This window comes from Salinispora fenicalii, assembly GCF_000514815.1.
Lineage (GTDB): Bacteria > Actinomycetota > Actinomycetes > Mycobacteriales > Micromonosporaceae > Micromonospora > Micromonospora fenicalii.
The window spans coordinates 157,293-184,154 of sequence record NZ_AZWQ01000015.1 but is presented as its reverse complement, the minus strand read 5'-3'; the positions used below and the strand labels follow the sequence as shown (position 1 = coordinate 184,154).

Here is a 26,862-nt window from a genome sequence, read left to right as displayed (position 1 = left end):
CGCCAGCCCATCACCCAGCTCCCCCGCGCGGACTGATCCGGCCACCGCCTCAGCGGAACGTGATGGGGGCGGGTTCTCGGGCGGGGACCACCGCCGAGACGAACCGCTGCAGCACCGCCTCGTAGCCGTCAACCAGCCGGGGGGTGGAGAAGTTCTCCTCCACGTGCGCGACGCAGACCGCCGGCTCCAGTCGGCCCGCCGCCCGCAGCGCCCCCGGCAACTCGTCCGCGCTCTCGCAGATCAGACCGGTACGGCCCGGCACGATCAACTCCGGCACCGCACCTCGACGTAGCGCCACGACCGGGGTTCCGGTCGCCATCGCCTCCAGCATGACGATGCCGAACGGCTCCTCCCACTGGATCGGCAGCACCAGGCAGCGGGCGTCGAGGAGCAGGCGGAACGAGTCCCGCCGGTCGGCATCGAGGACGACGGTGACATCGTCGCCCAGCATCGGCCGGACCACCTCGTCGAAGTAGCGACGTTCGGCCGGTTCGTTGCACTTGCCGGCGAGGATCAGTGGCAGGCCGGCCGCCCGGCAGGCACGGATGGCGAGATCGGGCCCCTTGTCCGGACTGAACCGAGCCAGCCAGAGCACCGGCCCCCGACCTGGTGTCAGTTTGTGTGGGATGTCTTCGATGTCCAGCGCGTTGTGCACGGTGCCGACCCACGGCAGCTGCAGGTTGAGCCGCCGTTGGGCGTGGGAGATGGCCACCAGACCGACACCTCGGTCAATGTCCCCGATTACGGTGCCGTACTCCCCGACCGGGTTGCCGTGCACGGTCGCGACGGTGGGCACTGACCGGCGTCCGGCCAACAGGGGACCGATCGTGGTGTGGTCGTGCACCACGTCGAAGTGTTCCGGAGTGACGAACTGATTCACCTGAACGAGGTGAGCCAGTTCGGGCAGGGCCTCACCCATCCGGTGAAACTGCAGCTCGGCGTCGGTCGAGACGTAGCGGGCGGCGGTCCCGGTCTGCTTTCCGGCACCGAAGAGGGTCACCGGGTGCCCTCGGGCGATCAGCCCGTCCACCAGGGCAGCGACGACGTGCTCCAGGCCGCCGTAGCCGGCTGGCGGCACCGATAGCCACGGCGGGACCACCATCGCGATCCGTAGTGGCCGCCCGGCTGAGCTGCCGTCCCCGCGGTTGCGCGCCACGAGTCCCCCCTCCGGCCGCTGGTGAGCACCGCCAGACCACCCCCGGCACGGCTACCAGTCGGGGGCGGATTCCCGGTTACCACTCGACTAAACCGGACAAGCCGGGCACACTGCTACTCCGGCCGGCCCTGGTTCACCCGACGATGCCTCGAACCGAGGTGACGATGGTCCACCCCGCCCAGGGTGAACCACCATCACCAAAGACGCGGCGGGTGGTGGAGCCAACCCCCTTGGCTCCACCACCCGCCGCAGGAGGGAGGAGGAAAGTCCCGATCGCAGTGACGCCCTGGATGGGCATCACTTCTTAGGACGCTTCAGCGAGCGTCACGGTTGCCGTTGCTTCAACATTGTTTCGCTTGTATGTCACATCCACCCGGTCGCCCACCTTGCCGGCCTGTACCACGGCGACCAGATCGCTGGAGTCGCTGATCACCTTGTCGCCGAACCGGATGATGACGTCGCCCCGCTGGAAGCCCGCCCGCTCGGCAGCGCTGTCGGGGCTGACCGCGTCCACCAGGGCACCGCCGCCCTCCGCGGCCCTGACGCTGACGCCGAGGGTGGGGTGGCTGACCTTCTCACCCCGTTGCAGCTTCTCGGCGACGTCCGCGGCCTTGTTACTCGGGATGGCGAAGCCCACCCCGATGTTGCCGGTGCTGCCTTGGCCGCTGGTGGCGATCGCGGTGTTGATCCCGATCACCTCACCCCGGGTGTTGACCAGCGCCCCACCGGAGTTACCCGGGTTGATCGGCGCGTCGGTCTGCAACAGCCCCGAGATCGAGGTGACCCCCACCGTCGGGTCCTGCTCCGAACTGCCGGCCTGGATGGTGCGGTCCCGCGCGCTCAGGATGCCGGCGGTCACCGACCCCTGCAGGCCCAGTGGACTACCGAGGGCGAGAACCTGATCGCCGACCTGCATCGCGTCGCTGTCGCCGAACTCCGCCGGCGTCAGGTCGCTGACCCCAGCGGCCTTCACCACCGCCAGGTCGGTCTTGGGGTCGGTGCCGGTGATCTCCGCCGACACCGTCTCGCCGTCGGCGAAGGTCACCAGCACGGTGCCGCCGCTGGCCGTGGCGATCACGTGGTTGTTGGTCAGCACGTATCCGTCGGCGGTGAGGATCACGCCCGAGCCCCCGCCACTGTCGGTGCCGATCGACACCACGCTGGGCTGCACCGCGGCGGCGATCCGCGGCAGGTCGGCGCTGTCAATGATCGGGGCCGCGGAGTAGGTACGCGTGACGCCGGAGCCATCGCTCAGGGCGAGTGCGAGCGCGCCACCGGCGACACCGGAGCCGAACATCAGGGCGAGCACCGCGACGCCGGCGCCGATGAACTTCGCCACCCGGCTGCCCGGGTTCGGCCCGGTTCGCGGCGCCACCCACGGTGGTGTGGGCTGCCCGGCCAGCTGCGCTGGCTGACCCGGGTAGAACGGGGCTCCGTACCCGCCCGGCTGCCCCCCGCTCCAGGCGGTGGACTGCGGCCCGTACCAGGGAACACCGGGGTGTTGTGGCGAGTAGCCGGATGGATAGGGGTGCCCACCGGCAGGCCCGGCGACGGGCGTGGCGCCGGGCCGGGGGCCAAACGGCACAGCGGGGTCGGCCGACGGCGGGCCGTCCGGGGCCGAGGGCGGCAACACCTCAGTCGGATCAGCCGACAGCGGACCCGCCGAAACCGAGGGCGGCAACACCTCAGTCGGATCAACCAACAACGGACCCGCCGAAGCCGGCAACACGTCGGTTCGGTCGGCCGGGACGTCGGGGAGCGCGGCGCTACTGTCCGCGCCGGGGGTAGCGGCCGAGGAGTCGGACTGGGTGCGCTCGAGGCGGGACAGGTCGGCAGTGGGATGCGACGGCTCGGCGTCCCCGGGGGTCTGCCGACGCTGCGGGTCGGACTCGTAGTCGGTCATGGAACCACCTTCTCCCCTACCACTTCGATCAGCCTGAAGCCCAGCTGTGGATTGGCTGAAATTACACCTCGTCACCGGTCGGTGCCGGCGCCAGGGGCAGCCGGACCCGAAACGTCGCGCCTCCGCCCGGAGTCTGTGCCACCTCGACCGTGCCCTGGTGGGCGGCGACCAGGGCGGCGACGATCGCCAGGCCCAGCCCGGTCCCGGTGTTACCACCGGCCCGGCGGGTCCGGGCCGCGTCCACTCGGTAGAAGCGCTCGAACACCCGCTCGGCCTGCTCACCGGAGAGCCCCGGCCCAGTGTCGGCGACCTCCACCACCGCCAGCTGACCCGGCTCGGAACTCAGCCGTAGCGTCACCGACGCCCCCGGTGGGGTGTGCGTCAGGGCATTGGTCATCAGGTTGCCGATCACCTGCCGCAGACGAGCGTCGTCGCCGTACACCACCAGCGGCCCGGAGCCCGCGACAATGTCCAGTTCGATCCGCCGGTCCGGCGCCACCGCCCGGGCTGCCGCCACCGCGTCGGCGGCCAGCACCGGCAGCTCCACCGGGGCCGGCGACAGCGGACGCTCCCGGTCCAGCCGGGCGAGCAGCAGCAGATCCTCCACCAGCAGCCCCATCCGGGCCGCCTCGTCCTCGATCCGACGCAGCAGGTCGCCGGTCTGCTCGGGATCCCGCGCAGCGCCCTGCCGGTACAGCTCGGCGAAGCCCCGAATGGTGGTCAGTGGCGTCCGCAGCTCGTGCGAGGCGTCCGCGACGAACTGCCGCATCCGCTCCTCGGAACGCCGAGCGCGGGACTCGGACGCCTGCGCGTGCGCCGCGGCGTCCCGCGCGGTGGCTTCGGCGGCGCGGGCGGCGGTCTCCGAGGCGGCGCGGGCGGCGAAGGCCGCCTCAATCTGGGTGAGCATCATATTGAGCGCCCGGGACAGCCGCCCCAACTCCGACGTCGGCTGGGGACTACCCGCCTCCGGGTCCGGCACCCGGCGGGTCAGGTCGCCACCGGCGATCGCGGCAGCGGTCTGCTCGATCTCGTCGAGGGGCTTCAGGCTGGCGCGGACGATGCCCGCGCCGATCGAGGCGAGCAGAAGCAACACCGACGTGCCCACCATCAGGTCGATCCAGACCAGCCGCTTGACGGCCTGATCCACCTCGGTCAGGTGCTGCCCGACGGCCAGCCACTCTCCGGTCGGCAGCTCCGTGTAGAGCATTCGCCAGTGCACATCGTTGCCCTCCGCGCGGACAGTGAACGGCTCACCGGCCAGGCGTTTAAACCCCGCGGCGTCCGCCGGCACCGCGGGCAGGTCCCGACTCTCGAACCGGTCTTCGTCGTACCCCACGCCGTTGATCAGCCCGGTTCTGGCGCTCGTCACGACGATCAGATAGTCCGTCGGAAAGACAGTCAGCCGATCCGACGCGTTGAACTCGCCGGCCTGGTACCGAGATTCGACGTTTCCGGTCGTGACCTTCAACCCCTCGTCCACCTGGTTGATCAGGTAGCTCCGGAGGAAAACGGTGGTCAACGTGCTGATCACCAGGAGCGCGACCGCCACCAGGGTGAGGACCGCGGCGATCAGCTTGACCCGGAGCGGAATCCTGCGCAGCCCGGCCTTCGCCTGTGAAACGGCGTTCACGCTGCCGGCTTGCGGAGCACGTACCCGACCCCGCGGAGGGTGTGGATCAACCGGGGCTGGGTGTTGTCGACCTTGCGCCGAAGATACGAGATGTACGACTCGACGATGTTGTCGTCGCCCCGGAAGTCGTAGTTCCAGACGTGATCGAGGATCTGCGCCTTGGAGAGCACCCGGTTGGCGTTCAGCATCAGGTACCGCAGCAGCTTGAACTCCGTCGGGGAGAGCTGCACCCGCTGCCCCGCCCGGTGCACCTCGTGGGCCTCCTCGTCGAGTTCGAGGTCGGCAAAGGTGAGCCGGGCCGGGGCCTGCTCACCGCTGGCACTACGGCGCAGCACCGCCCGGATCCGAGCGGTCAACTCCTCCAGGCTAAATGGCTTGGTCACGTAGTCGTCGCCGCCCAGGGTCAGACCGCGGATCTTGTCGTCGGTGGCGTCCCGCGCGGTCAGGAAGACGACCGGAGTGCGGGTGCCCCCCTCGCGCAGCAACCGGATGACCTCAAACCCGTCCAGGTCCGGCAGCATGATGTCCAACACGACCAGATCGGGGCGGTGTGTCTTCGCCGCGCTCAGCGCGGCGCTACCGCTGGTCGCGGTCGCCACGTCGAAACCAGCGAAGCGCAGGCTCGCGGAGAGCAACTCGAGAATATTCGGGTCGTCCTCGACGACGAGCAGTCGGGCCTCGGTCTGGGTAGCCGCCATGCGGCCATCATCCGCGTCCCGGCTGCGATGTGGCTGGGTGATTCCTGAAAAGACTCTGTGAACGGAGGCTCGGGCCACCCCTGGGCGGCTGCGGCATGCCCATGGGAGGCTGCCAGGCGGACCGGCGACCGGGCCGGCGCCGACCGGAGGTGGACAGCATGATCATCGGCTCGCGGTACAACGGCCCGCCGGGCTCGGGGAACGGCGGGTGGAGCGCGGGTACGTTCGCGGTGGCGGCTCAGGGCACCCGGCTATCCTCGCCCGGCAGTCACTCCCCCGACCGCCCTCGACCCCACGCGGAGCCGGTCGAGGTGACCCTGCGCCGGCCGCCACCGCTGGAGACGCCGTTGACCCTCGACGCGGGCGAGGTCCGCGACCCCGCCGGCCACCTCGTCGCCGAGATCGCGACGGTCGCCGCCTTCGACCCGGTGGCGGAGCCGGTGGACCTGGCGACCGCCCGGGCTGCCGCAGCCGGCTACCCTGGGCTGGTCAACCACCCGTTTCCCAGCTGCTACGTGTGCGGCCCGGAGCACACCGACGGGCTACGGATCTTCCCTGGTCCGCTCTCCGCCGGGCGCACCGCCGCCCCGTTCCGGGTTCCAGCGGGAGCGGACGTGGTCACCACCTGGGCGGCGCTGGACTGCCCCGGGGGCTGGTCGGTGATCGCCCCGGGCCGGCCATACCTGCTGGGTCGGATGTCCACGGTGGTACTGGCCACACCGCGCCCCAATGACGAGTGCGTGGTGACCGGGGTGCTGACCCGCACCCAGGGCCGCAAGGCCGAGGTGCACAGCAGCTTGTTCGACCCGGACGGCAACCTCCTCGGCTACGCGCGCGCCACCTGGATCGCCGGGTAGCCGACCGGCATTGGTCCGGGCAGAACGCCCGGACCGCTGGTGGGCTTGCACCGCCCGGCCAAAGCTGGCGATGGTGATCCCGACATACAAACCTTGGGAGAAGAATGACGGACGGACGGTCGAGCCCCGATGCCACCGGTGAGATCCGGGTCTCCGGGCTGACAAAGATCTACGGCAACGTTCGTGCGGTCAACAACCTCTCCTTCCGGGTGGAGCCGGGTCGGGTCACCGGGTTCCTGGGCCCGAACGGCGCCGGCAAGACCACCACGCTACGCATGCTGCTGAGCCTGGTCACCCCGACAGCTGGCCAGGCGACCATCGGCGGGCGACGGTACGCCGACCTGACCGCCCCGCTACGGCACGTCGGCGCAGTGCTGGAGGCCTCCAGCGCGCACAAGGGGCGCACCGGCATCAACCACCTGCGGATGATCTGCACGGCTGCCGGGCTGCCCCGCTCCCGGGCCGACGAGGTGCTTGCCCAGGTCGGTCTGGCGCCAGCAGCCCGGCGCAAGTTCAAGGGCTACTCGCTGGGCATGAAGCAGCGCCTGGGCATCGCCGCGGCGATGCTCGGCGACCCGCGGGTGCTGATTCTGGATGAGCCGGCCAACGGGCTTGACCCGGAGGGCATTCGGTGGATGCGCGGCTTCCTGAAGAGTCTGGCCGCCGAGGGGCGCACGGTGCTGGTCTCCAGCCATCTGCTGTCGGAGATGCAGCTTCTCGCGGACGATGTCGTCATCATCGCCGCGGGGCAGTTGGTCCGGCAGGGGCCGGTGGATCAGGTCATCGGCTCGATGGCGCAGACCGCCCGGGTCCGGGTGCGCACCCCACAGGCCGAGACGCTGCGCACCGCGCTGGAGAAGGCGTCGGCGACGGTGGAGGTGGACGACCAGGGAGCGCTGTTGGTCGGCGGCGTGGACGGGGCGACGGTCGGCCGGGCGGCCCTGGCCGCCGGCGTGGAGCTGCACGAGCTCGCCACCGAACGCCCCGACCTGGAGGGCGTCTTCCTGGAGCTGACGGCCGGAAAGGCAGGCATCCGATGAGCAACCTGATCCGCGCCGAGCTGTTCAAGATCCGTACGACCAGTATGTGGTGGATCATGGCTCTGATCTACCTGCCACTGTGGGGCATCACGTTGCTCATCAACTGGGGGCAGACCGACCTGCTCGCCCAGGACCGGTTCGGCGATGTGTCGGCGGAGCAGGCCGAGGCGGTGGGGGCGGTGTCCCAGCCGGATGCGCTGGCGGCCAACCTCTACACCAACGGCCAGTTCTTCGGCCTGCTGATGGTGATGCTGCTCGGCATCGTCGTGGTAACCGGTGAGTTCTTCCACCAGACCGTGACCACCACCTTCCTGACCACTCCGCGGCGCAGCGCGGTCGTCCTGGCCAAGCTCGCCGCGACCGCCTGCCTGGCGCTGATTTTCTGGCTCGGAACGACCGGGGCGAACCTGCTCGCCGGGATGGCGATCCTGGAGCAGGTCGGGGTGGGCGCCCAGTGGGGCAGCGCCGTCTGGGAGGCCGTTGCCCTCAACGGGCTGGCCTACCTGCTCTGGGTGTTCTTCGGGGTTGGTCTGGGGACGCTTATCCGTAGCCAAATCGGCGCCACTGTCACCGGAATTCTGCTGTACCTGGGGGGCACGATCGGGGCGCTGACCGTGCTCGCCATCGCGGCGAGCCGGTTCGGCGACTGGATCAACAACCTGCAACTGCTGGTGCCGTCGCTGGCCTCCTCACTCATGATCACCGGTGTCGACATTCCAGGGGAGCCGCCGCGCTGGGCCGGCGCCGCCGTACTCATCGGGTACGGGCTGATCTCCGGGCTGATCGGCATCCTCATCATGCGTCGGCGGGACATCTCCTGACGGATCCATCAGGTGGGCGGCGTACCTGCTCTTCGGGCAGGTACGCCCGTCCGCGGCCAACAGATCCGGGCCGGGTAACCAGGAGCTGACGGGAGGCACAGCAACCGGCGAACCTCTGGCGTTTTCTGTGAAACGCCCCACGGAGCCGAGTCGGAAACTCCTAACGGTTTAGTACGGCGTAGCCTGGAACCTGACTCGTGTGTCCGGGAGCTCCCGGCGTTCGGCATAACCCACAAACTTGCGTGAAAGAGGCGATTACCGGCCGTGTCGACCCAGCAGACCTCGCAGGAGAACCCACTGGCGGGTTTCGGCCCAAACGAGTGGATCGTCGAAGAGATGTACCAGCGGTACCTCACCGACCCCACCAGCGTCGACCCGGCCTGGCACGACTTTTTCGCCGACTACCGGCCCACACCGGGCCCGGGAGACACGCGGGATGGCGAGCCGGCCGCGAAACCGGAGCCCGACGGCCAGCCCGAACCCGCTGCTGCCCCGCCCGCTGCCACCCCGGAGCGCAAATCCGTGTCGACCAAGGCCGCCCCCAGCAAGCCCGCCGCCAAGCCGGCGGACGCGAAGCCGGCGGCCGCGAAGCCGGCCACTAAACCGGCCCCCTCGAAGCCGGCCGCCACGCCGACCTCATCCGGCCCACAGACCGCACCGCTACGCGGAGTCGCTGCCAAGATCGTCCAGAACATGGACGCCTCGTTGAGCGTGCCGACCGCGACCAGTGTGCGGGCCGTACCGGCCAAGCTGCTGGTGGACAACCGCATCGTGATCAACAACCACCTCGCCCGGGGCCGCGGCGGGAAGGTCAGCTTCACCCACCTGGTCGGGTACGCGCTGGTCCGTGCACTGGCGATGCACCCGGAGATGAACAACTCCTTCGCCGTCACGGATGGCAAGCCGACGCTGGTCCGCCCCGAGCACGTCAACCTCGGAATCGCGATCGACCTGGTCAAGCCGGACGGCAGCCGCAACCTGGTGGTGCCCTCCATCAAGGCCTGCGAGCAGCTGGACTTCCGACAGTTCTGGCAGGCCTACGAGGACGTGGTCCGGCGGGCTCGGAAGAACGAGCTGACCATGGAGGACTACGGCGGCACCACCATCTCGCTGACCAACCCCGGCGGCATCGGCACCGTGCACTCGATGCCACGGCTCATGACCGGCCAGAGCGCGATCATCGGCGTTGGCGCGATGGAGTACCCGGCGCCGTACCAGGGCATGAGCGAAGCCACCCTCGCCGAATTGGCGGTCAGTAAGGTCATCACGCTGACCAGCACCTACGACCACCGGATCATCCAGGGCGCGCAGTCCGGCGAGTTCCTCAAGGTGATGCATGAGGTACTCCTCGGCGAGCACGGCTTCTACGACCAGATCTTCACCTCGCTCCGGATCCCGTACGAGCCGGTGCGCTGGATGCGCGACGTCGCGATCGACGGCGAAGGTCAGATCAACAAAACTGCCCGGGTCCACGAGCTGATCCACGCCTACCGGGTGCGGGGCCACCTGATGGCCGACACCGACCCGCTGGAATTCAAGATCCGCAAGCACCCGGATCTGGACGTCCTCCAGCACGGGCTCACCCTGTGGGACCTGGACCGCCAGTTCCCGGTGAACGGTTTCGCCAACCGACAGCGGATGAAGTTGCGCGATGTCCTCGGCGTGCTCCGGGACACCTACTGCCGCCGGGTCGGCATCGAGTACATGCACATCCAGGACCCGGAGGAGCGGCGCTGGATCCAGCAGCGGGTCGAGCGCAAGTACGAGAAGCCGGCGGTCAACGAGCAGAAGCACGTCCTCAACCGGCTGAACGCCGCGGAGGCCTTCGAGACCTTCCTGCAGACCAAGTACGTCGGCCAGAAGCGCTTCTCGCTGGAGGGGGGCGAGTCGCTGATCCCGCTGCTCGGTGAGGTGTTGGAGGCCTCCGCCGAAGGTGGGCTGGACGAGGTCGTCATCGGCATGGCACACCGGGGCCGGCTGAACGTGCTGGCCAACATCGTCGGCAAGCCGTACGAGAAGATCTTCTCCGAGTTCGAGGGGCACCTGGACCCGCGCTCCACGCAGGGCTCCGGCGATGTGAAGTACCACCTCGGGCAGAACGGCAAGTTCACCACCCCGGACGGCGAACACTCGGTCAAGGTCTCGGTGGTGGCGAACCCGTCACACCTGGAGGCCGTTGACCCGGTGCTGGAGGGCATCGTCCGGGCCAAGCAGGACCGGATCGACCTCAAGCTGGAGGGCTACACCGTGCTGCCGCTGGCGGTGCACGGGGACGCGGCCTTCGCCGGCCAGGGGGTCGTCGCCGAGACGCTGAACCTGTCCCAGCTACGCGGCTACCGCACCGGCGGCACGGTGCACGTGGTGGTCAACAACCAGGTCGGCTTCACCACCGCACCGGAGTACAGCCGCTCCAGCCTCTACAGTACCGACGTGGCCCGGATGATCCAGGCGCCGATCTTCCACGTCAACGGCGATGACCCGGAGGCCGTGGTGCGCGTCGCGCAGCTGGCCTTCGAGTACCGGCAGACGTTCAACAAGGATGTCGTCATCGACCTGGTCTGCTACCGGCGCCGCGGGCACAACGAGGGCGACGACCCGTCGATGTCGAACCCGGAGATGTACCGGATCATCGACTCAAAGCGATCGGTGCGCAAGCTCTACACCGAGGAGCTGATCGGGCGCGGCGACATCACCGTGGAGGACGCGGAGGAGCTGCTGCGCGACTACCAGGCGCAGCTGGAGCGGGTCTTCAAGGCCACCCGAGACGCCGCCACCGCGCCCCGTCAGCTCAGCCGCCCGAAGCGGGAGGACGAGCCCGAGCCATCGGTGGAGACCGCCACTGACGCCGATGTCATCCGGGCGATCGGCGAGGCGCACCTCAACCTGCCGGAGGCCTTCACCCCGCACAAGCGAATCCAGCAGCTGCTCGACCGGCGGGCCAAGATGGCCAACGAGGGCAACATCGACTGGGGTTTCGGCGAGATCATCGCCTTCGGCGCGCTGCTGCACGACGGGGTCACCATCCGGCTCGCCGGTCAGGACTCGCGCCGCGGCACGTTCGTGCAGCGGCACGCCTCCGTCGTCGACGCCGAGACCGGCGACGACCACCTGCCCCTGGAGTCACTAACCGCCGGCGGCGAGCGGTCCCGGTTCTTCGTGCACGACTCGCTGCTGTCCGAGTACGCGGCGATGGGCTTCGAGTACGGCTACTCGGTGGAGAACGTCAACGCGCTGGTCTGCTGGGAAGCCCAGTTCGGTGACTTCGTCAACGGCGCCCAGTCGGTGATCGACGAGTTCATCTCCTCCGGCGAAGTGAAGTGGGGTCAACGCTCCGCGGTCACGCTGCTGCTGCCGCACGGCCACGAGGGCCAGGGGCCGGACCACACTTCCGGCCGCCCGGAACGGTTCCTCCAGCTCTGCGCCGAGGACAACATGCGGGTGGCTATCCCGACCACCCCGGCGAACTACTTCCACCTGCTACGTCGCCAGGCCATGTCGCCGAAGCGCAAGCCCCTCATCGTCTTCACCCCGAAGTCCCTGCTGCGGCACCGGCTCTGCGTCTCGCAGGTCGAGGACTTCACCAACGGCACCTTCCAGTCGGTGCTATCCGACGGTGGCGCCCCCGCCCCGGAGCAGGTGAAGCGGGTACTGCTCTGCTCGGGCAAGGTCTACTACGACCTGTTCCAGGCCCGGCAGGATCGCGGTATCACTGACACGGCGATCATCCGGGTCGAACAGCTCTACCCGATGCCGATCGAGGAGATCCGGACGGCGCTCGCGGCGTACCCGAACGCGGTGGACTTCGCCTGGGTCCAGGAGGAGCCGGCCAACCAGGGTGCCTGGTCGTTTGTCGCCCTCAACATGCTGGAGCACCTGGACGGGGTACGGCTGCGCCGCATCTCCCGCCCAGCGGCTGCCGCCCCGGCGGTCGGCTCGGCCAAGATGCACGACGTCGAGCTCTCCGCTCTGCTCGACGCAGCACTCCCCCGCCCGTAGGTATCACCCAACCCGTGCTGGTGGTGGGGGCCGGACAACCGTCCCGGCCCCCACCACCACGATGTGACCGAGGAACACATGTACTTCACCGACCGAGGGATCGAGGAACTGACCGAGCGCCGCGGCGACGAGCAGGTCAGCATCGAATGGCTCGCCGAGCGCCTACGCGACTTCGTCGACCAGAACCCCGAATTCGAGACCCCGATCGAGCGCTTCGCCACCTACCTGGCTCGGCTGGACGACGAGGACGACGAGTAGGGCCAGGACTCCCCGGGAGCAGCGAGCTCCCGGGGAGTTGCGCGCAGCGAACACCCCGGCCCCCGGGCCGGATGACCAGGCCGAAGGACCCAGGCGGACAGCCCGGCGAGCTCCTAGAGTGGATCTCGTGGCGCGGAGTGTGTATCTGACCAGCGTGAGTTCCGGCGGCGGCAAGTCCACCGTCGCCCTGGGACTGGCGGAGCTGTTGTCCCGGCAGGTTGGCCGAATCGGTATCTTCCGGCCGTTGGTCCGTGGCGACCAACCGGACCCGATCCTCGCTCTGCTCAGCGAACGCTACCGGGTCGAACTGCCGATCGAGGACCTCACCGGCACCACCTACACCGAGGCCACCGGGATGGTCGCCGAAGGTCGGCGGGAACAGCTCGTCTCCCGCATCGTCGAGCGATATCGCGCGATCGAGCGGCAGTTCCCGGCGGTGGTCGTGGTGGGCAGCGACTTCGCCGATGGCGGCGAGGGCGCCGGGCCCCGGGAACTGGCCTTCAACGCCCGGCTCGCGACCGAGTTCGGCAGCGTCGTGGTCCCCGTGGTGGACGGGTACGAGCAGGAGACCTCCACCATCGCCGCGGCAGCCCGGGGGGCGTACCACGACCTGGCGGACCTCGGCGCGACGGTGCTGGCGGTCGTCGCGAACCGGGTGACCGGTCCGCTCACCCTGCCCGAACTGCCGGTGCCCGCGTACCTGATCCCCGAGGTGCCCAGTGTGTCGGCGCCGACCGTCGCTGAGGTGGCGACGGCGCTCGGCGCCACCCAGGTCGGTGGGGACAACGCCGCGCTCAGCCGCGACGTACTCGACTATGTCGTCGGGGCGGCCCACGTGCCCACGCTGCTCGACCACCTGACCGAAGGCGCCCTGGTGATCATGCCAGGGGATCGGGACGATCTCCTGGTCGCCACCAACGCCGCGCACGTCGCGGGACAGGTCGCGCTCTCCGGGCTGGTCCTCACCCTCGGCGAAACGCCGGACCCACGCACAATGCAGCTGGTCGAGCGGCTACGGCCGGGCCTCGCCGTGCTCTCCGTGCCTAGCGACAGCTACGACACGGTCGCCGCCTGCAACCGAATCGAGGGCCGACTCAACGCCGGCAACCCGCGCAAGGTGGAGGCCGCGCTGGGTGCCTTTGAGCGCTGCGTGGACACCGACGACCTGTCCCGCCGACTACGGGTCACCCGTTCGCAGCGGGTCACCCCGCTGATGTTCGAGTACGACCTGATCGACCGGGCCCGGGCACAGCGCCGGCATGTGGTGCTGCCGGAGGGGAACGAGGAGCGAATCCTGCGGGCAGCCGAGATCCTGCTACGCCGGGATGTAGCCGAACTGACCCTGCTCGGCCGGCCCGACGATATCGCCCGACGGACCCGGGAGTTGGGCGTCGACATCGCCGGCGCACGGGTGATCGATCCGTTCACCAGCGAGTGGCGCGACGAGTTCGCCGACGGGTACGCGCGGCTCCGCGCCCACCGGGGCGTTACCCCGGACCTCGCCCACGACATCGTGCCCCAGCCGAACTACTTCGGCACGATGATGGTGTGGGCCGGGTACGCCGACGGCATGGTCTCCGGTGCCACCCACACCACCGCGGCCACCATCCGTCCCGCCTTCGAGATCATCCGCAACCTGCCCGACGTCTCCATCGCCTCCAGCGTCTTCTTCATGCTGCTCGCCGACCGGGTACTCGTCTACGGCGACTGCGCGGTCAACCCCGACCCGAACGCCGCCCAGCTCGCCGACATCGCGATCTCATCTGCCGACACCGCCGTCCGGTTCGGCATCGAGCCACGGGTGGCGATGCTGTCGTACTCGACCGGTAGCTCGGGCGCCGGCGCCGATGTGGAGAAGGTCGCGGAGGCCACTCGACAGGTTCGGGAGCGCCGACCGGATCTACTGGTCGAGGGGCCGATCCAGTACGACGCGGCGATCGACCCGACGGTGGCGGCGACGAAGCTGCCCGGCAGTACGGTCGCCGGGCGGGCGACGGTCTTCGTCTTCCCGGATCTCAACACGGGCAACAACACGTACAAGGCGGTGCAGCGGTCTGCCCGAGCGGTGGCGGTCGGGCCGGTCATGCAGGGGCTACGCCGGCCAGTGAACGACCTTTCCCGGGGTGCGACCGTTCCGGACATCGTCAACACAGTGGCGATCACCGCGATCCAGGCCGGAGAGGCAGGCAAATGAGCCGGGTACTGGTACTCAACTGCGGGTCATCGTCGGTCAAGTGGCGGCTCTACGACGGCGACGATGTCCTCAACCGGGGCGCCGTCGAGCGGATCGGTGAACCCGGGGGCGGACCGGCCGACCACAGCACCGCCATCCGGGGGATCCTCGCCGAGCTCGACCTGACCGGGCTCACCGCCATCGGGCACCGGGTGGTGCATGGTGGACGCCGCTTCGGCCAGCCGGTCCTGATCGACGACGCGGTGCTCACCGCGATCCGGGAGCTGGTGCCCCTCGCCCCGTTACACAACCCCGCAAACTTGGCCGGCATCGAGGTCGCCCGGGCGACGCTGCCCGGTGTCCCCCAGGTCGCCGTCTTCGACACCGCCTTCCACACCACGATGCCCGAGTCCGCCGCCACCTACGCGATCGACCGGGCGACGGCCGACCGGTACGGCATTCGGCGGTACGGCTTCCACGGCACCTCCCACGCGTACGTCTCCCGGCGCACGGCGGAGTTGCTGGGTCGTCCGTACGCCGAGACCAACACCATCACCCTGCACCTGGGCAACGGCGCGAGCGCCGCCGCCGTCGCTGGTGGGCGAAGCGTGGCCACTTCAATGGGGATGTCCCCGCTCGAGGGGTTGGTCATGGGCACCCGGAGCGGCGACCTGGACCCAACAGTGATCTTTCACCTGCGGCGGGAGGGCGGGCTGGGCGTCGACGACATCGACGACCTGCTCAACCATCGCAGCGGCCTGTACGGGCTCACCGGCGCCAATGACATGCGCGAGGTGCTTGCCCGCCGGGCGGACGGCGACCAGGCCGCTGTCCTCGCCTTCGACGTCTACTGCCGCCGGATCACCAGCTATGTGGGGGCGTACTACGCGCTGCTCGGCCGGGTGGACGCGGTGACCTTCACCGCCGGCGTCGGCGAGCACGCCGCCCCGGTCCGTGCGGCGGCCTTGGCCGGACTGGAGCGACTCGGTATCACGGTCGATCCGGAGCGCAACGCCGGCAGTGGTGACCGGGTCATTTCGCCGGACGGGGGCGAGGTGGCGGTCTGCGTCATCGGTACCGACGAAGAGCGGGAGATCGCCCGCGCCGCCCGGGAGGTGGCGGGCCGGCGCTGACGTCGCTCAGGCAGCGTGGTCAACGACCACCTTGCCGAAGACGTCGCCGGAGTGCAGGCGGACGAATGCCTCCTCGACCGCGGTGAACGGCACCACCCGGTCCTGCACCGGGCGCAGCCCCCGCTCGGCGCAGAAGGTCAGCAGCGCGGCCAGCTCATCCGGGGTGCCCATGGAGGTGCCAAGGATCTCCAGCTGCATGGCGAAGACGCGGCGCAGGTTGACCTTGGGTTCGTGCCCGGCGGTAGCGCCGGAGACCACGATCCGGGCCTCGGGTGCGGCTGACTTCAGCGAGTGGTCGAAGGTCGCGGCACCGACCGTTTCGATCACCAGGTCCACCCGCTCTGGCAGCCGAGCGCCCGGTTCGACGGCGGTCGCGCCGAGCACCGCGACCCGCTCCCGCTTGGCGGCGTCCCGGCTGGTCGCATAGACCCGTTTACCCATTGCGCTGGCGAGCGCGATGGCCGCGGTGGCCACACCTCCACCCGCCCCCTGCACCAGCACGGCGGCGGCCTCGTCCACCCGGCCCCGGGTGGTGAGCATCCGCCATGCGGTCAGCCAGGCGGTGGGCAGGCAGGCCGCGTCCGTCGCCGCCAGACCCGCCGGCAGCGGCAGCAGGTTCGCCCGGGGTACGGCGACCCGTTCGGCCAGGGTGCCCGGGAAGTGCTCGGAGAGGATGGAGATCCGCCGGGGATCGCTCGGGGTGGGGATCACCGGGTAGACGACCACCGGGTTGCCTTCCGGGTCAATGCCGGCCGCGTCGCAGCCCAGGATCATTGGCAGCTGCTCCGCGCGCAGTCCGACGCCGCGCAGCGACCAGAGGTCGTGGTGATTGAGCGAGCTGGCGGTGACCTGGACGGTCACCCAGTCGTCGCCGTGGTGCGCGGGTTCAGGCCGTTCGCCGACGGTGAGCGCGGCGAGCGGGTTGGCGTCGTCGAAGCGGGAGGCGAAGGCGGCACGCATGATCGGCACGGTAACAACCCAGGCGGGTGACCAGAAGGCCCATCGGCGTGTGTGAGACCACACGTCGGGGTTAGCCGCCGCGCCACGCGAACCCCGCCGCCGGCACGCACCCCGCGCCACGCGGATCCCACCATCTTCACCGCGCGGATCCCGCCACCGCGGCTACCGGGTAACGCCGTCGCGCCGCGCAGCCTCCGCGACCGCCTCGGCCACAGCGGGGGCGACCCGCGGGTCGAGGGGTGACGGGACGATCGCCTCGGGTGTGAGCGAGTCGGCCACCACCCCGGCGATCGCGTCCGCCGCGGCCACCTTCATGTCATCGGTAATCCGGGTGGCCCGGGCGTCCAGGGCGCCGCGGAAGACACCGGGGAAGGCGAGCACATTGTTGATCTGGTTGGGGTGGTCGCTTCGACCGGTGGCGACCACCGCGACGTGTCGGGCGGCCACCTCCGGCTGCACCTCGGGGGTGGGGTTGGCCAGGGCGAAGACGATGCCGCCGGGAGCCATGCCGGCCACTGCTGCCTCGGGGATCTGGCCACCGGAGACACCGATCAGCACATCGGCGTCGCGCAGCGCCTCGGCCATGTCGCCCCGCCGACCGTCACCGTTGGTCAGCTCCGCCAGCTCGGCCTTGGCACTGGTGAGACCTTCGCGGTGCGATCCGAGGATGCCCCGGGAGTCACAGACCACTACCTGTTCCGGGTTCACTCCACCGGCGATGAGCATCTTGGTCACCGCCACGCCGGCGGCACCCGCGCCACTGATCGCCACCCGAAGGTCGCCGAGCTTTCGGGTGAGCAACGCCGCCGCGTTGCGTAACGCGGCGAGCACGACGATCGCGGTGCCGTGCTGGTCGTCGTGGAAGACCGGGATGTCCAGCGCCTCGTCGAGGCGCTGCTCGACCTCGAAGCAGCGCGGCGCGCTGATGTCCTCCAGGTTGATGCCGCCGAAGGAGGGGGCGAGGGCCAGGACCGCCGTCACGATCTCATCCACGTCTTGCGTGTTCAGACAGATCGGTACCGCGTCCACCCCACCGAACTGCTTGAACAGCACAGCCTTGCCCTCCATGACCGGCAACGCGGCCTGCGGGCCGATGTTGCCGAGCCCCAGCACGGCGGAGCCGTCGGTGACGACCGCGACGGTGTGCCCGACCCAGGTGTAGTCATCGGCTGCCCGGGGGTCGGCGGCGATGGCCGCACAGACCCGGGCCACCCCGGGGGTGTACGCCAGGGAGAGGTCTTCCCGGCTGTTCAGTGGCACGGTCGAGGCGACGGCCAGCTTGCCGCCCCGATGCAGTCGGAAGACCGGGTCCTCAGGGTCCAGGGTGGACGATGGCATTGGTGACTCCAGGATCTGTCGAGCAGATGGACCAGCTGGTCCGGACGCGAGGTGGGCGCCGACCGGCGGCAGAGGTGTGGGGGTCACCCGGGACACCTGCCGAGCATAGTGCGCAGTACGTCGCCCGGATGTGAGTAGGGTCATACTCCACGGCGGCACAGCAGTCGAGGCCGCGGCCAGTAGCGCGCCACCACCCGCCCCCAGATGTCCGCTCCACCGTATGCCCGCGAGTCGTCAGTGATCAATGGATTGTCGCCCGCGAGCCACCAGCCCTCCGCGGTCGGACCGACCGCCCGCTTGACCACCAGCAGGTCGGGACGGCTCCGAAAGACCGCGACCACCACGTCCCCGGCCCGGATACCGCGGTCCCCACGGCGCACCAGTACCGCGTCACCGTGCCGCAGGGTCGGCGCCATGGAAGGACCCGTCACCAGAACGGCGGAGAGCGACCACCGGGCGCGTGGCACCGGGCACGGCGGGGGCGGGCGCATGCCGTTCACCTCCACCAGGTACGGCGTCCAAGTAATGTCGTGCTCGATCATCGCAAACTTCCCAGGAGGCTCCTGATGCGACTTCCACGCATCCTCACCCCCCGAGTGACCGCCAGCGCCCACTGCGACCTGCCCTGCGGTGTCTACGACCCGGCCCAGGCCCGGATCGAGGCCGAGTCAGTAAAAATGATCTGTGAGAAGTACCAGGCCAACACCGACCCGGAGTTCCGCACCCGGGCCATCCTGATCAAGGAGCAGCGGGCCGAGCTGGTGAAGCACCACCTGTGGGTGCTCTGGACCGACTACTTCAAGCCGGCCCACTTCGAGAAGTACCCGCACCTGCACCAGCTCTTCAACGAGGCCACCAAGCTAGCCGGCGCGGCCGGTGCCAAGGGCGCGACCGACCCGGCGAAGGCCGACGAGTTGCTGCAGAAGATCGACGAGATCTCGAAGATCTTCTGGGAGACCAAGAAGGCGTAGCCGAAACGCCAACGGCGACGGCCGGCGCGTCCGCGGACGCGCCGGCCGTCGCCGTGGTAGTTCAGTCGGGGCTACCGGGTAGAATTCCCTGACGGGCCGCTACCCCCGATCCGGGTAGCGGGTGCCCCGGGGGGATGACGCGTGACTCCGACGACCAGCCAACCCGCCAGCGACGACGTGGTGCACCTGACCGTACCCGCGGACGGCGGCTACCTGGCCGTGCTCCGCACGGCCACGGCCGGGCTCGCGGCCCGGCTGCAGTTCGCCCTCGACGAGATCGAGGATCTCCGCATCGCGGTTGACGAGGCGTGCGCCATGCTGCTTCCGATCGCCACCCAGCCCGCCGAGCTGGAGTGCCGGTTCTCCGTAACCGACGATGCACTTGCCGTCGAGGTCACGGTGCCAACCCCCCGCGGTGCGCGGCTGCCGGCCGAGTCCTCCTTTGCCTGGAAGGTACTCACCGCACTGACCACCTCGGCCGCCGCTACCGCTGACAACGACCGCGCAACCATCTCCCTGCTGACCCGTCGCGTCGCCAGCTAGGTCGAATCGGTCCCGCCCCACCGGCGGCGCCGGCTGGCGCCCTCACTCGAAGCCGAGGGCACGGGTCGTCGGGGTACTCAGCAGCAGGGCGGTGACGCCGAGGCCGAGTGCCATCAGTGGCCCGCCCAGCCAACCGACCCCACCCTGGATCATGAACCATCCGATCGGCAACAGCATCAGCTGAAGCACGATCGACGGAGCCCGGGCACCCGCCCGACACCGCGCGAGCGCCCCGCCCAGCGCCCAAAGCACGGCCGCCACACCAGCCGCGAACGCCGTCAGCAGCAGCGCCGACGTCAAGTCGGTGGTGGACGCCACGAGGTTGGCCCAGAGCAGCCAGCTGGCGATCAGACCGACGGCGACCGCCTCACCGCGCAGCATCAGGACGGCCCACCGAAGTGGGCCGGGTATCTGGTTGGAGGCGATCGTCACGCGACCACGATACCGGTGTCACCACGCGGTACAGTGCCGCCCATGCGGGCCGTCCTGGTGGTCAACCCCAAGGCCACCACCACCAGCGAGCGCAGCCGGGATGTCCTGGTCCGGGCGCTGCGCAGTGAGGTCGACCTGTCGGTGCGCTACACCCGACACCGGGGGCACGCCACGACCTTGGCCCGCCAGGCGGCCGAGGAGGGCGTTGACCTGGTGGTCACGCTTGGTGGCGACGGCACGGTCAACGAGGTCGTCAACGGCCTGGTGGCCGCGCTGCCGACGACGGGGCCGGCCGGGGCGGCGACGGCCGAGCAGCTCCCCGCTCTGGCCACTGTGCCGGGCGGTTCGACGAACGTCTTCGCCCGCGCTCTCGGCCTACCCCGGGAATGGCCGGACAGCACCAGCATGATCTTGGAAGGGCTGCGGCTGGGGCGGCACCGCACCATCGGCCTAGGGCGGGCGGACGACCGCTACTTCACCTTCTGCGCCGGTTTCGGAATCGACGCCGCGGTGATCCATCGGGTAGAGCGCTCCCGCCGACGCGGACAGATCTCCACGCCCAGCCTGTACTTCCGGTCGACCCTCGCCCAGTACTTCCTCGCCTCGAACCGCCGGCACCCCGCAATCGCCCTCCAGCGGCCGGACCAGCCCACCGAGGAGCAACTCGGCACAGTGATCGTCCAGAACACCGCACCCTGGACGTACCTCGGCGATCAAGCGGTGAATCCGAATCCGGAGGCGTCGTTCGACCTCGGCCTGGACGCGTTCGCACTACGGCAGCTCCGGGTAACCAGCACAACACGGACGATCACTCAATTCTTCGGTCGAGCGCCGGGGCCGCATGGCAAACACGTGCTCCGACTCCACGACCTGGCCGAGTTCACCTTGATCGCCCGCCACCCACAGGCGTTCCAGCTTGACGGCGAGTACCTGGGCGAGCGCGAGAAAGTCGAATTCACCGCCGTACCCGCGGCAGTGCGAGTAATCTGCTAGCTCTCGGGCACTCCCCTCGGTTGAGCCGGCCCGTCCATGACGATTGGCGCCACGTGGGGTGAGTGACGGAAATGTCAGCGAAATCAGCGCCGCCGTACTATATTGATCCCCGACTGTGGTACTCCGAGTATCCGGAGCCTCGGTCAAATCAGGACAAACAGGTTGTGGGCTTGCTCACCGCACGGAGTTTTCCGAGCGTCACCCTTGACATCGCGAGCGTTCGTGAAAGTATTCACAAGCGACTTGAGTTTCCGGGACATCGCCTGGATACGCTCGGCAGAATGAGCGGTTCCAGCAGGTCCACGGAGCCAACAGCCTGCTCACGCATTGCCAGCAAGCCGGACGCGAACCGTTACGGCCGGCGCTGCGGATGCATATAGCAAGCCATCTGCCACCCATCCAGAATGAGGAGTGTTGCCGCCATGGACTGGCGTCACCATGCTGTCTGCCGCGACGAGGACCCCGAGCTGTTCTTCCCGATCGGGACGTCCGGTCCGGCCCTCCTGCAGGTGGAGCAGGCCAAAACCGTCTGCCGGCGTTGCCCGGTGACGGATCAGTGCCTGCAGTGGGCCCTCGAGTCCGGCCAGGACGCAGGCGTCTGGGGCGGAATGAGCGAGGAGGAGCGGCGCGCCGTCAAGCGTCGCGGCGGCCTCCGGGTGCTGCGCGCTCACACCGCCTGACCACCAGCCGAAAGCGGAACGCCCCGGTCGGCCCAGAGCACCGGGGCGTTCCGCTGCCCGGCCCGTGTCAACCGAGACCTGCACCACCTGGACGACCCCACCACAACTGGGCCTAACCGAACACCGCGTCCACCCGGCGAAGGACCAAGTCGACCAGCTCAGGAGCGTCCGAGAGCGGGGCCGCCACCGCCACCGCACCGGCCTGCCGGGCCGAGGCGGTCGCCACGTCGTGGAACAGCCCGGGCGCCAGGAAGTACGCGGCCACCGCCACCCGCCGCGCCCCCCGTACCCGCAGGCGGGTCACCGCCACACCAGTGGCGGGCGGGGCCGCCGAGGCGTAGGAGACCCGGGTCGGAACGGCCAGGGCCGCCCGCAGCGATGCCGCCACCCGCCCCACCGAGGCGCGCGCAGCCGGATCCCGAGTGCCCGCAGCGGCCAACACCAGTCCGTCGTAGCCCCCGGGCTCCGCCTCGGCCAGCCGGCGACGCAACCCGGCCAACAACGCCGGATCGACCCCCCGGACGGCGGGACCGAGCACGTCGGTCACCCGTACCGCCAGCTCGGGAACCGTCTGGCGGACCGCGGCGACGGCCATTGGGATGTCCACCCGCCAGTGATACGCGGCGGTCAGCAGCAGCGGCACCAGCACCACCCGGGGGAAGCCAGCGTCAGCCAACTCCCGTAGCGCCTCCGTTGGACCGGGGCGGGTATGGTCCAGCCAGCTCGGCACCACCCGCCGGCCAGGCCGCGCGGCGGCCACCGCCGCGGCCAGCGCCCGCGTCGCCGCGGCGGCCCGCGGGTCCCGACTGCCATGCGCGACCAGGAGCACCGGATCCCCGGTCTCGCTCAGCCGTGCAGGCCGCACTCGGCCTTCTCGAACAGCGCCCACCGGCCGGCCCGCGGATCCTCCCCAGCCTTCGTCCGCCGGGTACAGGGCCAGCAGCCGACCGAACTGTAGGACCGGCCGAACAGCTCGTTGACCGGCACATTCCAGCGGGAGATGTACCTCTCCACATCAGCCTGCGTCCACGCCACGATCGGGTTGACCTTCACCTTGCCCCGACGCGCGTCGAAGGTCACCACCGGGGTGTTCGCCCGGGACGGCGACTCGTCCCGGCGCAGCCCCGCGGCCCACGCGTCGTACCCATCCAAGGCCCGCTCCAGCGACTCCACCTTGCGCAGCTGGCAGCAGTCATCCGGGGAGCGGTGGAACAGGCGCGGCCCGTACTCACCGTCCTGCTGGCCGACGGTCAGCCGGGGTCGGATCGAACGGACGTTCACCGGCATGGTGCGGACGACCTGGTCCCGGACCCTGAGCGTCTCCGGGAAGTGCAGCCCGGTGTCCAGGAAGACCACGTCAACGCCGGGCGCTACCCGAGAGAACAGGTGGACGAGCACCGCGTCGGCCATCGAACTGGTGACGCAGAACCGGTCCCCGAACGTCTCGACCGCCCACCGGGCTACCTCCAGCGCCGGTGCGCCCGCCAACTCCCGGCCGGCCGTCTCGGCCAGCGTCCGCAACTCCGGCCGGTTCGCTTCCGCGGCGGCCGGTTCACCGGCCCCGACCAGGCCGAGACCGGCCGCCCAGAGCAGACCGCTCACCGGAGCACCGCCTTCGCCAACAGGCCCTGCAGCCGTACGGTGAAGACCCGGGCGCAGGCGTGGCACTCCCAACTACCGTGCCCGGCCTCGTTCGGCCGCAGGTCCTCCTCCCCGCAGTACGGGCAGTACAGCGGGGTGGAACGGGCGTCACTCATCGCAGTTCCTCCTCGTCGGCCCGGATCACCCAGTTGGCGAACGCCTCGCCATCGGTACGACCAGCCAGGTAGCGCCGAGCCAGCCGCTCCACGTACTCCGGAAGCTCCGCCGCCGTGACCTTCAGGCCGCGCGGCTTACGACCGAACCCCGCGGCCTGGCCCTGCGCCATACCCAGACCACCGCCGAGATGCACCTGGAAGCCCTCCACCTGGCGGCCGTCCTCGCCGACCATCAGCTGACCCCGGAGACCGATGTCGGCAACCTGGGTACGGGCACACGCGTTCGGGCAGCCGTTGAGGTGAATGGTGATGTCGGCGTCGAAGTCCCGCAGCCGTTCCTCCAGCCGGGCCACCAACTCCGCGCCCCGCACCTTGGTCTCGACGATGGCCAGCTTGCAGAACTCAAGGCCGGTGCAGGCCATGGCGCCACGCCGCCAAGCCGATGGCCGAGCCGACAGGCCGATCTCGTTCAGCGCCTCGACCAGGGACTCCGTCCGGTCCGGTGGCACGTCCAACACCAACAGCTTCTGGTACGGCGTCAGCCGGACGCGCTCACTGCCGTGCGCCTCGGCCACGTCGGCGAGCCGGGTGAGCTGGCTACCCGAGACCCGGCCGACCGTCGCCGCGGCCCCAACGTAGGTACGCCCGTCGCGCTGCTCATGCACCCCGATGTGGTCAATCTGCTGCGCCGGCAGCTCGGCCGACGGTCCGTCCCGCAGGGCACGGCCCAGATACTCCTGCTCCAACACCTCCCGGAACTTCGCCACCCCCCAGTCGGCGACCAGGAACTTCAGCCGGGCGCGGTGGCGCAGCCGTCGGTAGCCGTAGTCGCGGAAGATGCCCACCACCCCCGCCCAGACGTCCGGCACCTCGTGCAGCGGCACCCACACCCCCAGCCGCTGGGCGAGCATCGGATTCGTGGAGAGGCCGCCGCCGACCCAGAGGTCGAAACCGGGGCCGTGGTCGGGGTGAACCACCCCGAGGAAGGCGATGTCATTCGTCTCGTACGGCGTGTCCACCAGCCAGGAGATCGAAGACTTGAACTTGCGGGGCAGGTTGGAGTACTGCTTGTCGCCGACGTAGCGACGGACGATCTCGTCGATAGCCGGCGTCGGATCGATCACTTCGTCGCGGGCCACGCCAGCGACCGGGCTACCGAGCACGATCCGGGGACAGTCACCGCAGGCCTCGGTGGTCTGTAGGCCGACTGACTCCAGTCGACGCCAGATCTCTGGCATGTCCTCGACCCGGATCCAGTGGTACTGAATGTTCTGCCGGTCGGTGATGTCGGCGGTGTCCCGGGCGAACTCGCGGGAGATCTCGGCCACCACCCGGAGCTGGGCCACGGAGAGCTGCCCACCGTCAACACGCACCCGGAGCATGAAGAACTCGTCTTCAAGCTCGTGCGGCTCCAGCACGGCGGTACGCCCACCCTCGATGCCGGCCTTGCGTTGCGTGTATAGCCCCCACCAGCGGAACCGACCCCGCAGGTCCTGCGGGTCGATCGAGGCGAAGCCCTGGTGGGCATAGATATTCTCGATCCGGGCCCGGACGTTGAGTGGGTCGTCGTCCTTCTTGATCCGCTCGTTGGCGTTGAGCGGCTCGTGGTGACCGAGCGCCCACTGGCCCTCCCCACGGGGGCGGCGGGGAGCCCGGACCGATCGGAGCGTCGGGTCTTCGGGCCGAGCCGGGTTGGACAGCGCCATTGTGGCGTCCTCCGTTGTCTGCGGTGCCTCGTGCCGCTACGCCGAACGCGGTGGCCGGCCCCGGCATGACGGGCGGAGCTGGGGCGAAGCAGCCGGCGCAGAGCGCCCGAGACAGCTGGGTCGGGCGTCGTCAGTTGGCCGGACAGATCGCGCTGCGCACGCGGCCAAAATCGACGTGGCGACGGGCCACGAAGTGGCGAACAACGGCGGCAGCCATGACGTTATGCTGCCACGGCGTCACCAGAGCAGCCAAGGATCGCGTGCGGCATCCCACATCCCGGTCGGCGGTGTTCCGGTCCGGCCCCCGGGGGCCCGGGGGCTGTGCGAGGCTCAGCGACATGGGCGCGCGAACCGTGCCGCAGCCGCCGGTGTGGCTGCCGCCGGCGCTGCTGACGCTCGCGGTCACCCTCACCGACGTGACCGGGGCACAGCTCTGGCGAGACGAGCTGGCGACGTGGAGCGCCGCCACCCGCCCGCTCGGCGACCTGGCTCGGCTCACCGGCACGATCGACGCCGCAACCGGGCCGTACTACCTGCTGATGCAGATCTGGGTGGCCGGAGCGGGCGATTCGGTGGCCGCCCTGCGGCTGCCGGCCGTGCTCGCCATGACCACGGCCGCGGCCCTGACCGCGCTCCTCGGCGCACGGCTGTACGGTCGGTCGGCCGGGCTGCTCGCCGGCCTCCTCTTCGCGGTACTACCCAGCACCTCCCGGTACGGGCAGGAGGCCCGCCCGTACGCGCTCGCTACCGCCCTCGCTGTCCTCGCAACGCTGTTGCTGGTCATCGCGGTAGCTCCGGTGCCGGAGGGCCGGCGGGTCGGAACTCGGATCCGCTGGGCCGGCTACGCCGCCGCGCTGGCCGCGCTGGGCCTGACCCACCTGGTCGCCCTCACCCTGCTCCCGGCCCACGCGGTGGTGGTGCTCGCCGCCCGGCGCCGGTATCCCGACCGCCGCATCGTCGGAGCCGGGCTACTCGCGCTCGTTCCGGTGACGCTGCTGGTCGGTCCGCTGCTCTGGGTCGCCCATGGCCAGCACGCCCGCCAGCTTGACTGGGTGGACCCCGCCCGCTCCGCCGATCTCGCCACGCTGGCTGGCGGGGTGACGCAGAGCGGGGTGGTCGGCGGCCTGCTGGTCGGGCTCGCCGCACTCGGCGCCGCAGCGCTGGGGCGGTCGGCGCTGCTGCCCGGATTGGCCGTACTCCTACCGGTGCTGCTGGTCTTCGCCGTCGGCGTGCTTGCCCCCCTCTGGGTACCCCGATACCTGGTCTTCGTGGTGCCGTTCGGCTGCCTGCTGGCCGGTATCGCCCTAGCCGGGGTGCCGTTTCTACCGGCGCTGACCGTCGTGGCCCTGGCCGGGGCGCTCGGCCTGCCAGCCCAGGCGGCGCTGCGGCGTACCCACGAGTGGCCCCGTTCGGCGCTGGTCGACTACGCCGGGGCGGCCCAGATCGTGGCGGACGGGCAGCGCCCCACCGACGCGGTCGTCTACTCGCCCCGGGAGGGCTGGCTCTTCCTCGACCTGGGCCTGGCCTATCACCTGGGCGACCACCGTCCCCAAGACGTGCTGCTCACCGCCAGCCCGGCCCGCCGAGGTGACCTGTGGGCCGCCGAGTGTGCCCGTCCGGCCCAGTGCCTGGCCGACGCGGACCGGGTTTGGCTGGTGCTGGCTGGCCAGCACGACGACCCGCTCGCCGCCGTACCCGGCGCGAAGGGGGTGGCGTTGCGCGACGGACGGATGGTCGAGCAGGTCTGGCACCCCCGCGGACTGACCGTCGCCCTGGTACGCCGCTAGCCGGCGGCGCATCACTGTCCGACTCCGGCA

General features: G+C 70.1%; 24 protein-coding genes. 12 read left to right on the top strand and 12 right to left on the bottom strand.

The genetic code is table 11. From position 1 onward, the window contains the following. Nucleotides 1–49 precede the first annotated feature (49 nt). The 4 genes from B116_RS0105355 to B116_RS0105340 form a co-directional block, all read right to left on the bottom strand. Complete coding sequence (locus tag B116_RS0105355) at nucleotides 50–1,156, bottom strand: glycosyltransferase family 4 protein (protein ID WP_027659410.1); 1,107 nt, start codon at nucleotides 1,154–1,156, stop codon at nucleotides 50–52. Nucleotides 1,157–1,460: 304 nt separating this feature from the next. Further along, nucleotides 1,461–3,059, bottom strand: a complete 1,599-nt coding sequence (locus B116_RS0105350; protein ID WP_027659409.1) for a S1C family serine protease — start codon at nucleotides 3,057–3,059, stop codon at nucleotides 1,461–1,463. Between the two features lie 61 nt (nucleotides 3,060–3,120). After that, nucleotides 3,121–4,689 (bottom strand): sensor histidine kinase, encoded by a 1,569-nt coding sequence (locus B116_RS0105345; protein ID WP_018720454.1) that lies wholly within the window; start codon nucleotides 4,687–4,689, stop codon nucleotides 3,121–3,123. Further along, a complete protein-coding gene (locus B116_RS0105340; RefSeq protein WP_018252238.1) occupies nucleotides 4,686–5,387 on the bottom strand; it encodes a response regulator transcription factor in 702 nt (233 codons plus the stop codon). Before B116_RS0105340 ends, B116_RS0105345 begins: the two co-directional genes overlap by 4 nt. Before the next feature lie 158 nt (nucleotides 5,388–5,545). Here B116_RS0105340 and B116_RS0105335 point away from each other — a divergent pair, with 158 nt between their 5' ends. From B116_RS0105335 to B116_RS0105305, 7 genes are all read left to right on the top strand, one after another. After that, a complete protein-coding gene (locus B116_RS0105335; RefSeq protein ID WP_027659408.1) occupies nucleotides 5,546–6,244 on the top strand; it encodes a hypothetical protein in 699 nt (232 codons plus the stop codon). A 104-nt stretch (nucleotides 6,245–6,348) separates the two neighbouring features. Then, complete coding sequence (locus B116_RS0105330; protein WP_027659407.1) at nucleotides 6,349–7,284, top strand: ABC transporter ATP-binding protein; 936 nt, start codon at nucleotides 6,349–6,351, stop codon at nucleotides 7,282–7,284. Further along, nucleotides 7,281–8,105 carry an ABC transporter permease subunit gene (locus tag B116_RS0105325; protein ID WP_027659406.1) on the top strand — a complete coding sequence of 275 codons (825 nt, stop codon included), beginning with the start codon at nucleotides 7,281–7,283 and terminating at the stop codon, nucleotides 8,103–8,105. The genes B116_RS0105330 and B116_RS0105325 overlap by 4 nt, the downstream gene beginning before the upstream one ends. Before the next feature lie 264 nt (nucleotides 8,106–8,369). Next, nucleotides 8,370–12,101, top strand: coding sequence for a multifunctional oxoglutarate decarboxylase/oxoglutarate dehydrogenase thiamine pyrophosphate-binding subunit/dihydrolipoyllysine-residue succinyltransferase subunit (locus tag B116_RS0105320; RefSeq protein ID WP_027659405.1), 3,732 nt, complete (start codon nucleotides 8,370–8,372; stop codon nucleotides 12,099–12,101). A gap of 63 nt (nucleotides 12,102–12,164) precedes the next feature. After that, a complete protein-coding gene (locus tag B116_RS0105315; protein ID WP_018720459.1) occupies nucleotides 12,165–12,359 on the top strand; it encodes a DUF6104 family protein in 195 nt (64 codons plus the stop codon). 118 nt (nucleotides 12,360–12,477) lie between these two features. Continuing rightward, the gene (pta, locus tag B116_RS0105310; RefSeq protein ID WP_027659404.1) at nucleotides 12,478–14,553 is read left to right on the top strand and encodes a phosphate acetyltransferase; all 2,076 of its coding nucleotides are present in this window, start codon (nucleotides 12,478–12,480) and stop codon (nucleotides 14,551–14,553) included. Continuing rightward, nucleotides 14,550–15,665 carry an acetate/propionate family kinase gene (locus B116_RS0105305; RefSeq protein ID WP_018720461.1) on the top strand — a complete coding sequence of 372 codons (1,116 nt, stop codon included), beginning with the start codon at nucleotides 14,550–14,552 and terminating at the stop codon, nucleotides 15,663–15,665. The genes pta and B116_RS0105305 overlap by 4 nt, the downstream gene beginning before the upstream one ends. Nucleotides 15,666–15,671: 6 nt before the next feature. Here B116_RS0105305 and B116_RS0105300 read toward each other — a convergent pair whose 3' ends face one another. The 3 genes from B116_RS0105300 to B116_RS0105290 form a co-directional block, all read right to left on the bottom strand. Then, nucleotides 15,672–16,634 (bottom strand): zinc-binding dehydrogenase, encoded by a 963-nt coding sequence (locus tag B116_RS0105300; RefSeq protein WP_027659403.1) that lies wholly within the window; start codon nucleotides 16,632–16,634, stop codon nucleotides 15,672–15,674. Between the two features lie 153 nt (nucleotides 16,635–16,787). Beyond that, the gene (locus tag B116_RS0105295; protein WP_027659402.1) at nucleotides 16,788–17,963 is read right to left on the bottom strand and encodes an NAD(P)-dependent malic enzyme; all 1,176 of its coding nucleotides are present in this window, start codon (nucleotides 17,961–17,963) and stop codon (nucleotides 16,788–16,790) included. A 140-nt stretch (nucleotides 17,964–18,103) separates the two neighbouring features. Next, nucleotides 18,104–18,505, bottom strand: a complete 402-nt coding sequence (locus B116_RS0105290; protein WP_018720464.1) for a S24/S26 family peptidase — start codon at nucleotides 18,503–18,505, stop codon at nucleotides 18,104–18,106. Nucleotides 18,506–18,529: 24 nt separating this feature from the next. On the opposite strand from B116_RS0105290, the gene sodN reads away from it, so the two are divergent. Next, the gene (gene sodN, locus B116_RS0105285) at nucleotides 18,530–18,934 is read left to right on the top strand and encodes a superoxide dismutase, Ni (RefSeq protein WP_018216841.1); all 405 of its coding nucleotides are present in this window, start codon (nucleotides 18,530–18,532) and stop codon (nucleotides 18,932–18,934) included. 141 nt (nucleotides 18,935–19,075) lie between these two features. Then, complete coding sequence (locus B116_RS0105280) at nucleotides 19,076–19,477, top strand: ATP-binding protein (RefSeq protein WP_018720465.1); 402 nt, start codon at nucleotides 19,076–19,078, stop codon at nucleotides 19,475–19,477. 42 nt (nucleotides 19,478–19,519) lie between these two features. Here B116_RS0105280 and B116_RS0105275 read toward each other — a convergent pair whose 3' ends face one another. After that, nucleotides 19,520–19,909: a hypothetical protein gene (locus B116_RS0105275; protein ID WP_018720466.1), complete on the bottom strand. Its 390-nt coding sequence runs from the start codon at nucleotides 19,907–19,909 to the stop codon at nucleotides 19,520–19,522. A gap of 42 nt (nucleotides 19,910–19,951) precedes the next feature. On the opposite strand from B116_RS0105275, the gene B116_RS0105270 reads away from it, so the two are divergent. Then, nucleotides 19,952–20,902 carry a diacylglycerol/lipid kinase family protein gene (locus B116_RS0105270; protein WP_027659401.1) on the top strand — a complete coding sequence of 317 codons (951 nt, stop codon included), beginning with the start codon at nucleotides 19,952–19,954 and terminating at the stop codon, nucleotides 20,900–20,902. A gap of 422 nt (nucleotides 20,903–21,324) precedes the next feature. Beyond that, complete coding sequence (locus B116_RS0105265) at nucleotides 21,325–21,582, top strand: WhiB family transcriptional regulator (RefSeq protein WP_026321393.1); 258 nt, start codon at nucleotides 21,325–21,327, stop codon at nucleotides 21,580–21,582. 112 nt (nucleotides 21,583–21,694) lie between these two features. Here the strand turns inward: B116_RS0105265 and B116_RS0105260 are convergent, their stop codons facing one another. The 4 genes from B116_RS0105260 to B116_RS0105245 are packed head-to-tail and all read right to left on the bottom strand — an operon-like array spanning nucleotide 21,695 to nucleotide 25,045. Beyond that, nucleotides 21,695–22,447 carry a sirohydrochlorin chelatase gene (locus B116_RS0105260; protein ID WP_027659400.1) on the bottom strand — a complete coding sequence of 251 codons (753 nt, stop codon included), beginning with the start codon at nucleotides 22,445–22,447 and terminating at the stop codon, nucleotides 21,695–21,697. Next, on the bottom strand, nucleotides 22,429–23,184 hold the full coding sequence (locus tag B116_RS0105255; protein ID WP_018720469.1) for a phosphoadenylyl-sulfate reductase: 756 nt from the start codon (nucleotides 23,182–23,184) through the stop codon (nucleotides 22,429–22,431). The genes B116_RS0105260 and B116_RS0105255 overlap by 19 nt, the downstream gene beginning before the upstream one ends. Beyond that, a complete protein-coding gene (locus tag B116_RS27770; RefSeq protein ID WP_188115992.1) occupies nucleotides 23,181–23,339 on the bottom strand; it encodes a hypothetical protein in 159 nt (52 codons plus the stop codon). The genes B116_RS0105255 and B116_RS27770 overlap by 4 nt, the downstream gene beginning before the upstream one ends. Beyond that, nucleotides 23,336–25,045: a nitrite/sulfite reductase gene (locus tag B116_RS0105245; protein ID WP_027659399.1), complete on the bottom strand. Its 1,710-nt coding sequence runs from the start codon at nucleotides 25,043–25,045 to the stop codon at nucleotides 23,336–23,338. Before B116_RS0105245 ends, B116_RS27770 begins: the two co-directional genes overlap by 4 nt. A gap of 338 nt (nucleotides 25,046–25,383) precedes the next feature. Between B116_RS0105245 and B116_RS0105240 the strand changes: the two genes are divergently transcribed. Then, nucleotides 25,384–26,832, top strand: coding sequence for a glycosyltransferase family 39 protein (locus B116_RS0105240; RefSeq protein WP_027659398.1), 1,449 nt, complete (start codon nucleotides 25,384–25,386; stop codon nucleotides 26,830–26,832). The last annotated feature ends 30 nt before the right edge of the window (nucleotides 26,833–26,862 follow it).

Excerpts from the sequence above, each read along its gene's own strand:
- B116_RS0105350 (WP_027659409.1), bottom strand. The coding sequence starts at position 3,059 with ATGACCGACTACGAGTCCGACCCGCAGCGTCGGCAGACCCCCGGGGAC.
- B116_RS0105340 (WP_018252238.1), bottom strand. The coding sequence starts at position 5,387 with ATGGCGGCTACCCAGACCGAGGCCCGACTGCTCGTCGTCGAGGACGAC.
- B116_RS0105335 (WP_027659408.1), top strand. The coding sequence starts at position 5,546 with ATGATCATCGGCTCGCGGTACAACGGCCCGCCGGGCTCGGGGAACGGC.
- B116_RS0105330 (WP_027659407.1), top strand. The coding sequence starts at position 6,349 with ATGACGGACGGACGGTCGAGCCCCGATGCCACCGGTGAGATCCGGGTC.
- B116_RS0105325 (WP_027659406.1), top strand. The coding sequence starts at position 7,281 with ATGAGCAACCTGATCCGCGCCGAGCTGTTCAAGATCCGTACGACCAGT.
- B116_RS0105305 (WP_018720461.1), top strand. The coding sequence starts at position 14,550 with ATGAGCCGGGTACTGGTACTCAACTGCGGGTCATCGTCGGTCAAGTGG.
- B116_RS0105295 (WP_027659402.1), bottom strand. The coding sequence starts at position 17,963 with ATGCCATCGTCCACCCTGGACCCTGAGGACCCGGTCTTCCGACTGCAT.
- B116_RS0105290 (WP_018720464.1), bottom strand. The coding sequence starts at position 18,505 with ATGATCGAGCACGACATTACTTGGACGCCGTACCTGGTGGAGGTGAAC.
- sodN (WP_018216841.1), top strand. The coding sequence starts at position 18,530 with ATGCGACTTCCACGCATCCTCACCCCCCGAGTGACCGCCAGCGCCCAC.
- B116_RS0105270 (WP_027659401.1), top strand. The coding sequence starts at position 19,952 with ATGCGGGCCGTCCTGGTGGTCAACCCCAAGGCCACCACCACCAGCGAG.
- B116_RS0105265 (WP_026321393.1), top strand. The coding sequence starts at position 21,325 with ATGGACTGGCGTCACCATGCTGTCTGCCGCGACGAGGACCCCGAGCTG.
- B116_RS27770 (WP_188115992.1), bottom strand. The coding sequence starts at position 23,339 with ATGAGTGACGCCCGTTCCACCCCGCTGTACTGCCCGTACTGCGGGGAG.
- B116_RS0105245 (WP_027659399.1), bottom strand. The coding sequence starts at position 25,045 with ATGGCGCTGTCCAACCCGGCTCGGCCCGAAGACCCGACGCTCCGATCG.
- B116_RS0105240 (WP_027659398.1), top strand. The coding sequence starts at position 25,384 with ATGGGCGCGCGAACCGTGCCGCAGCCGCCGGTGTGGCTGCCGCCGGCG.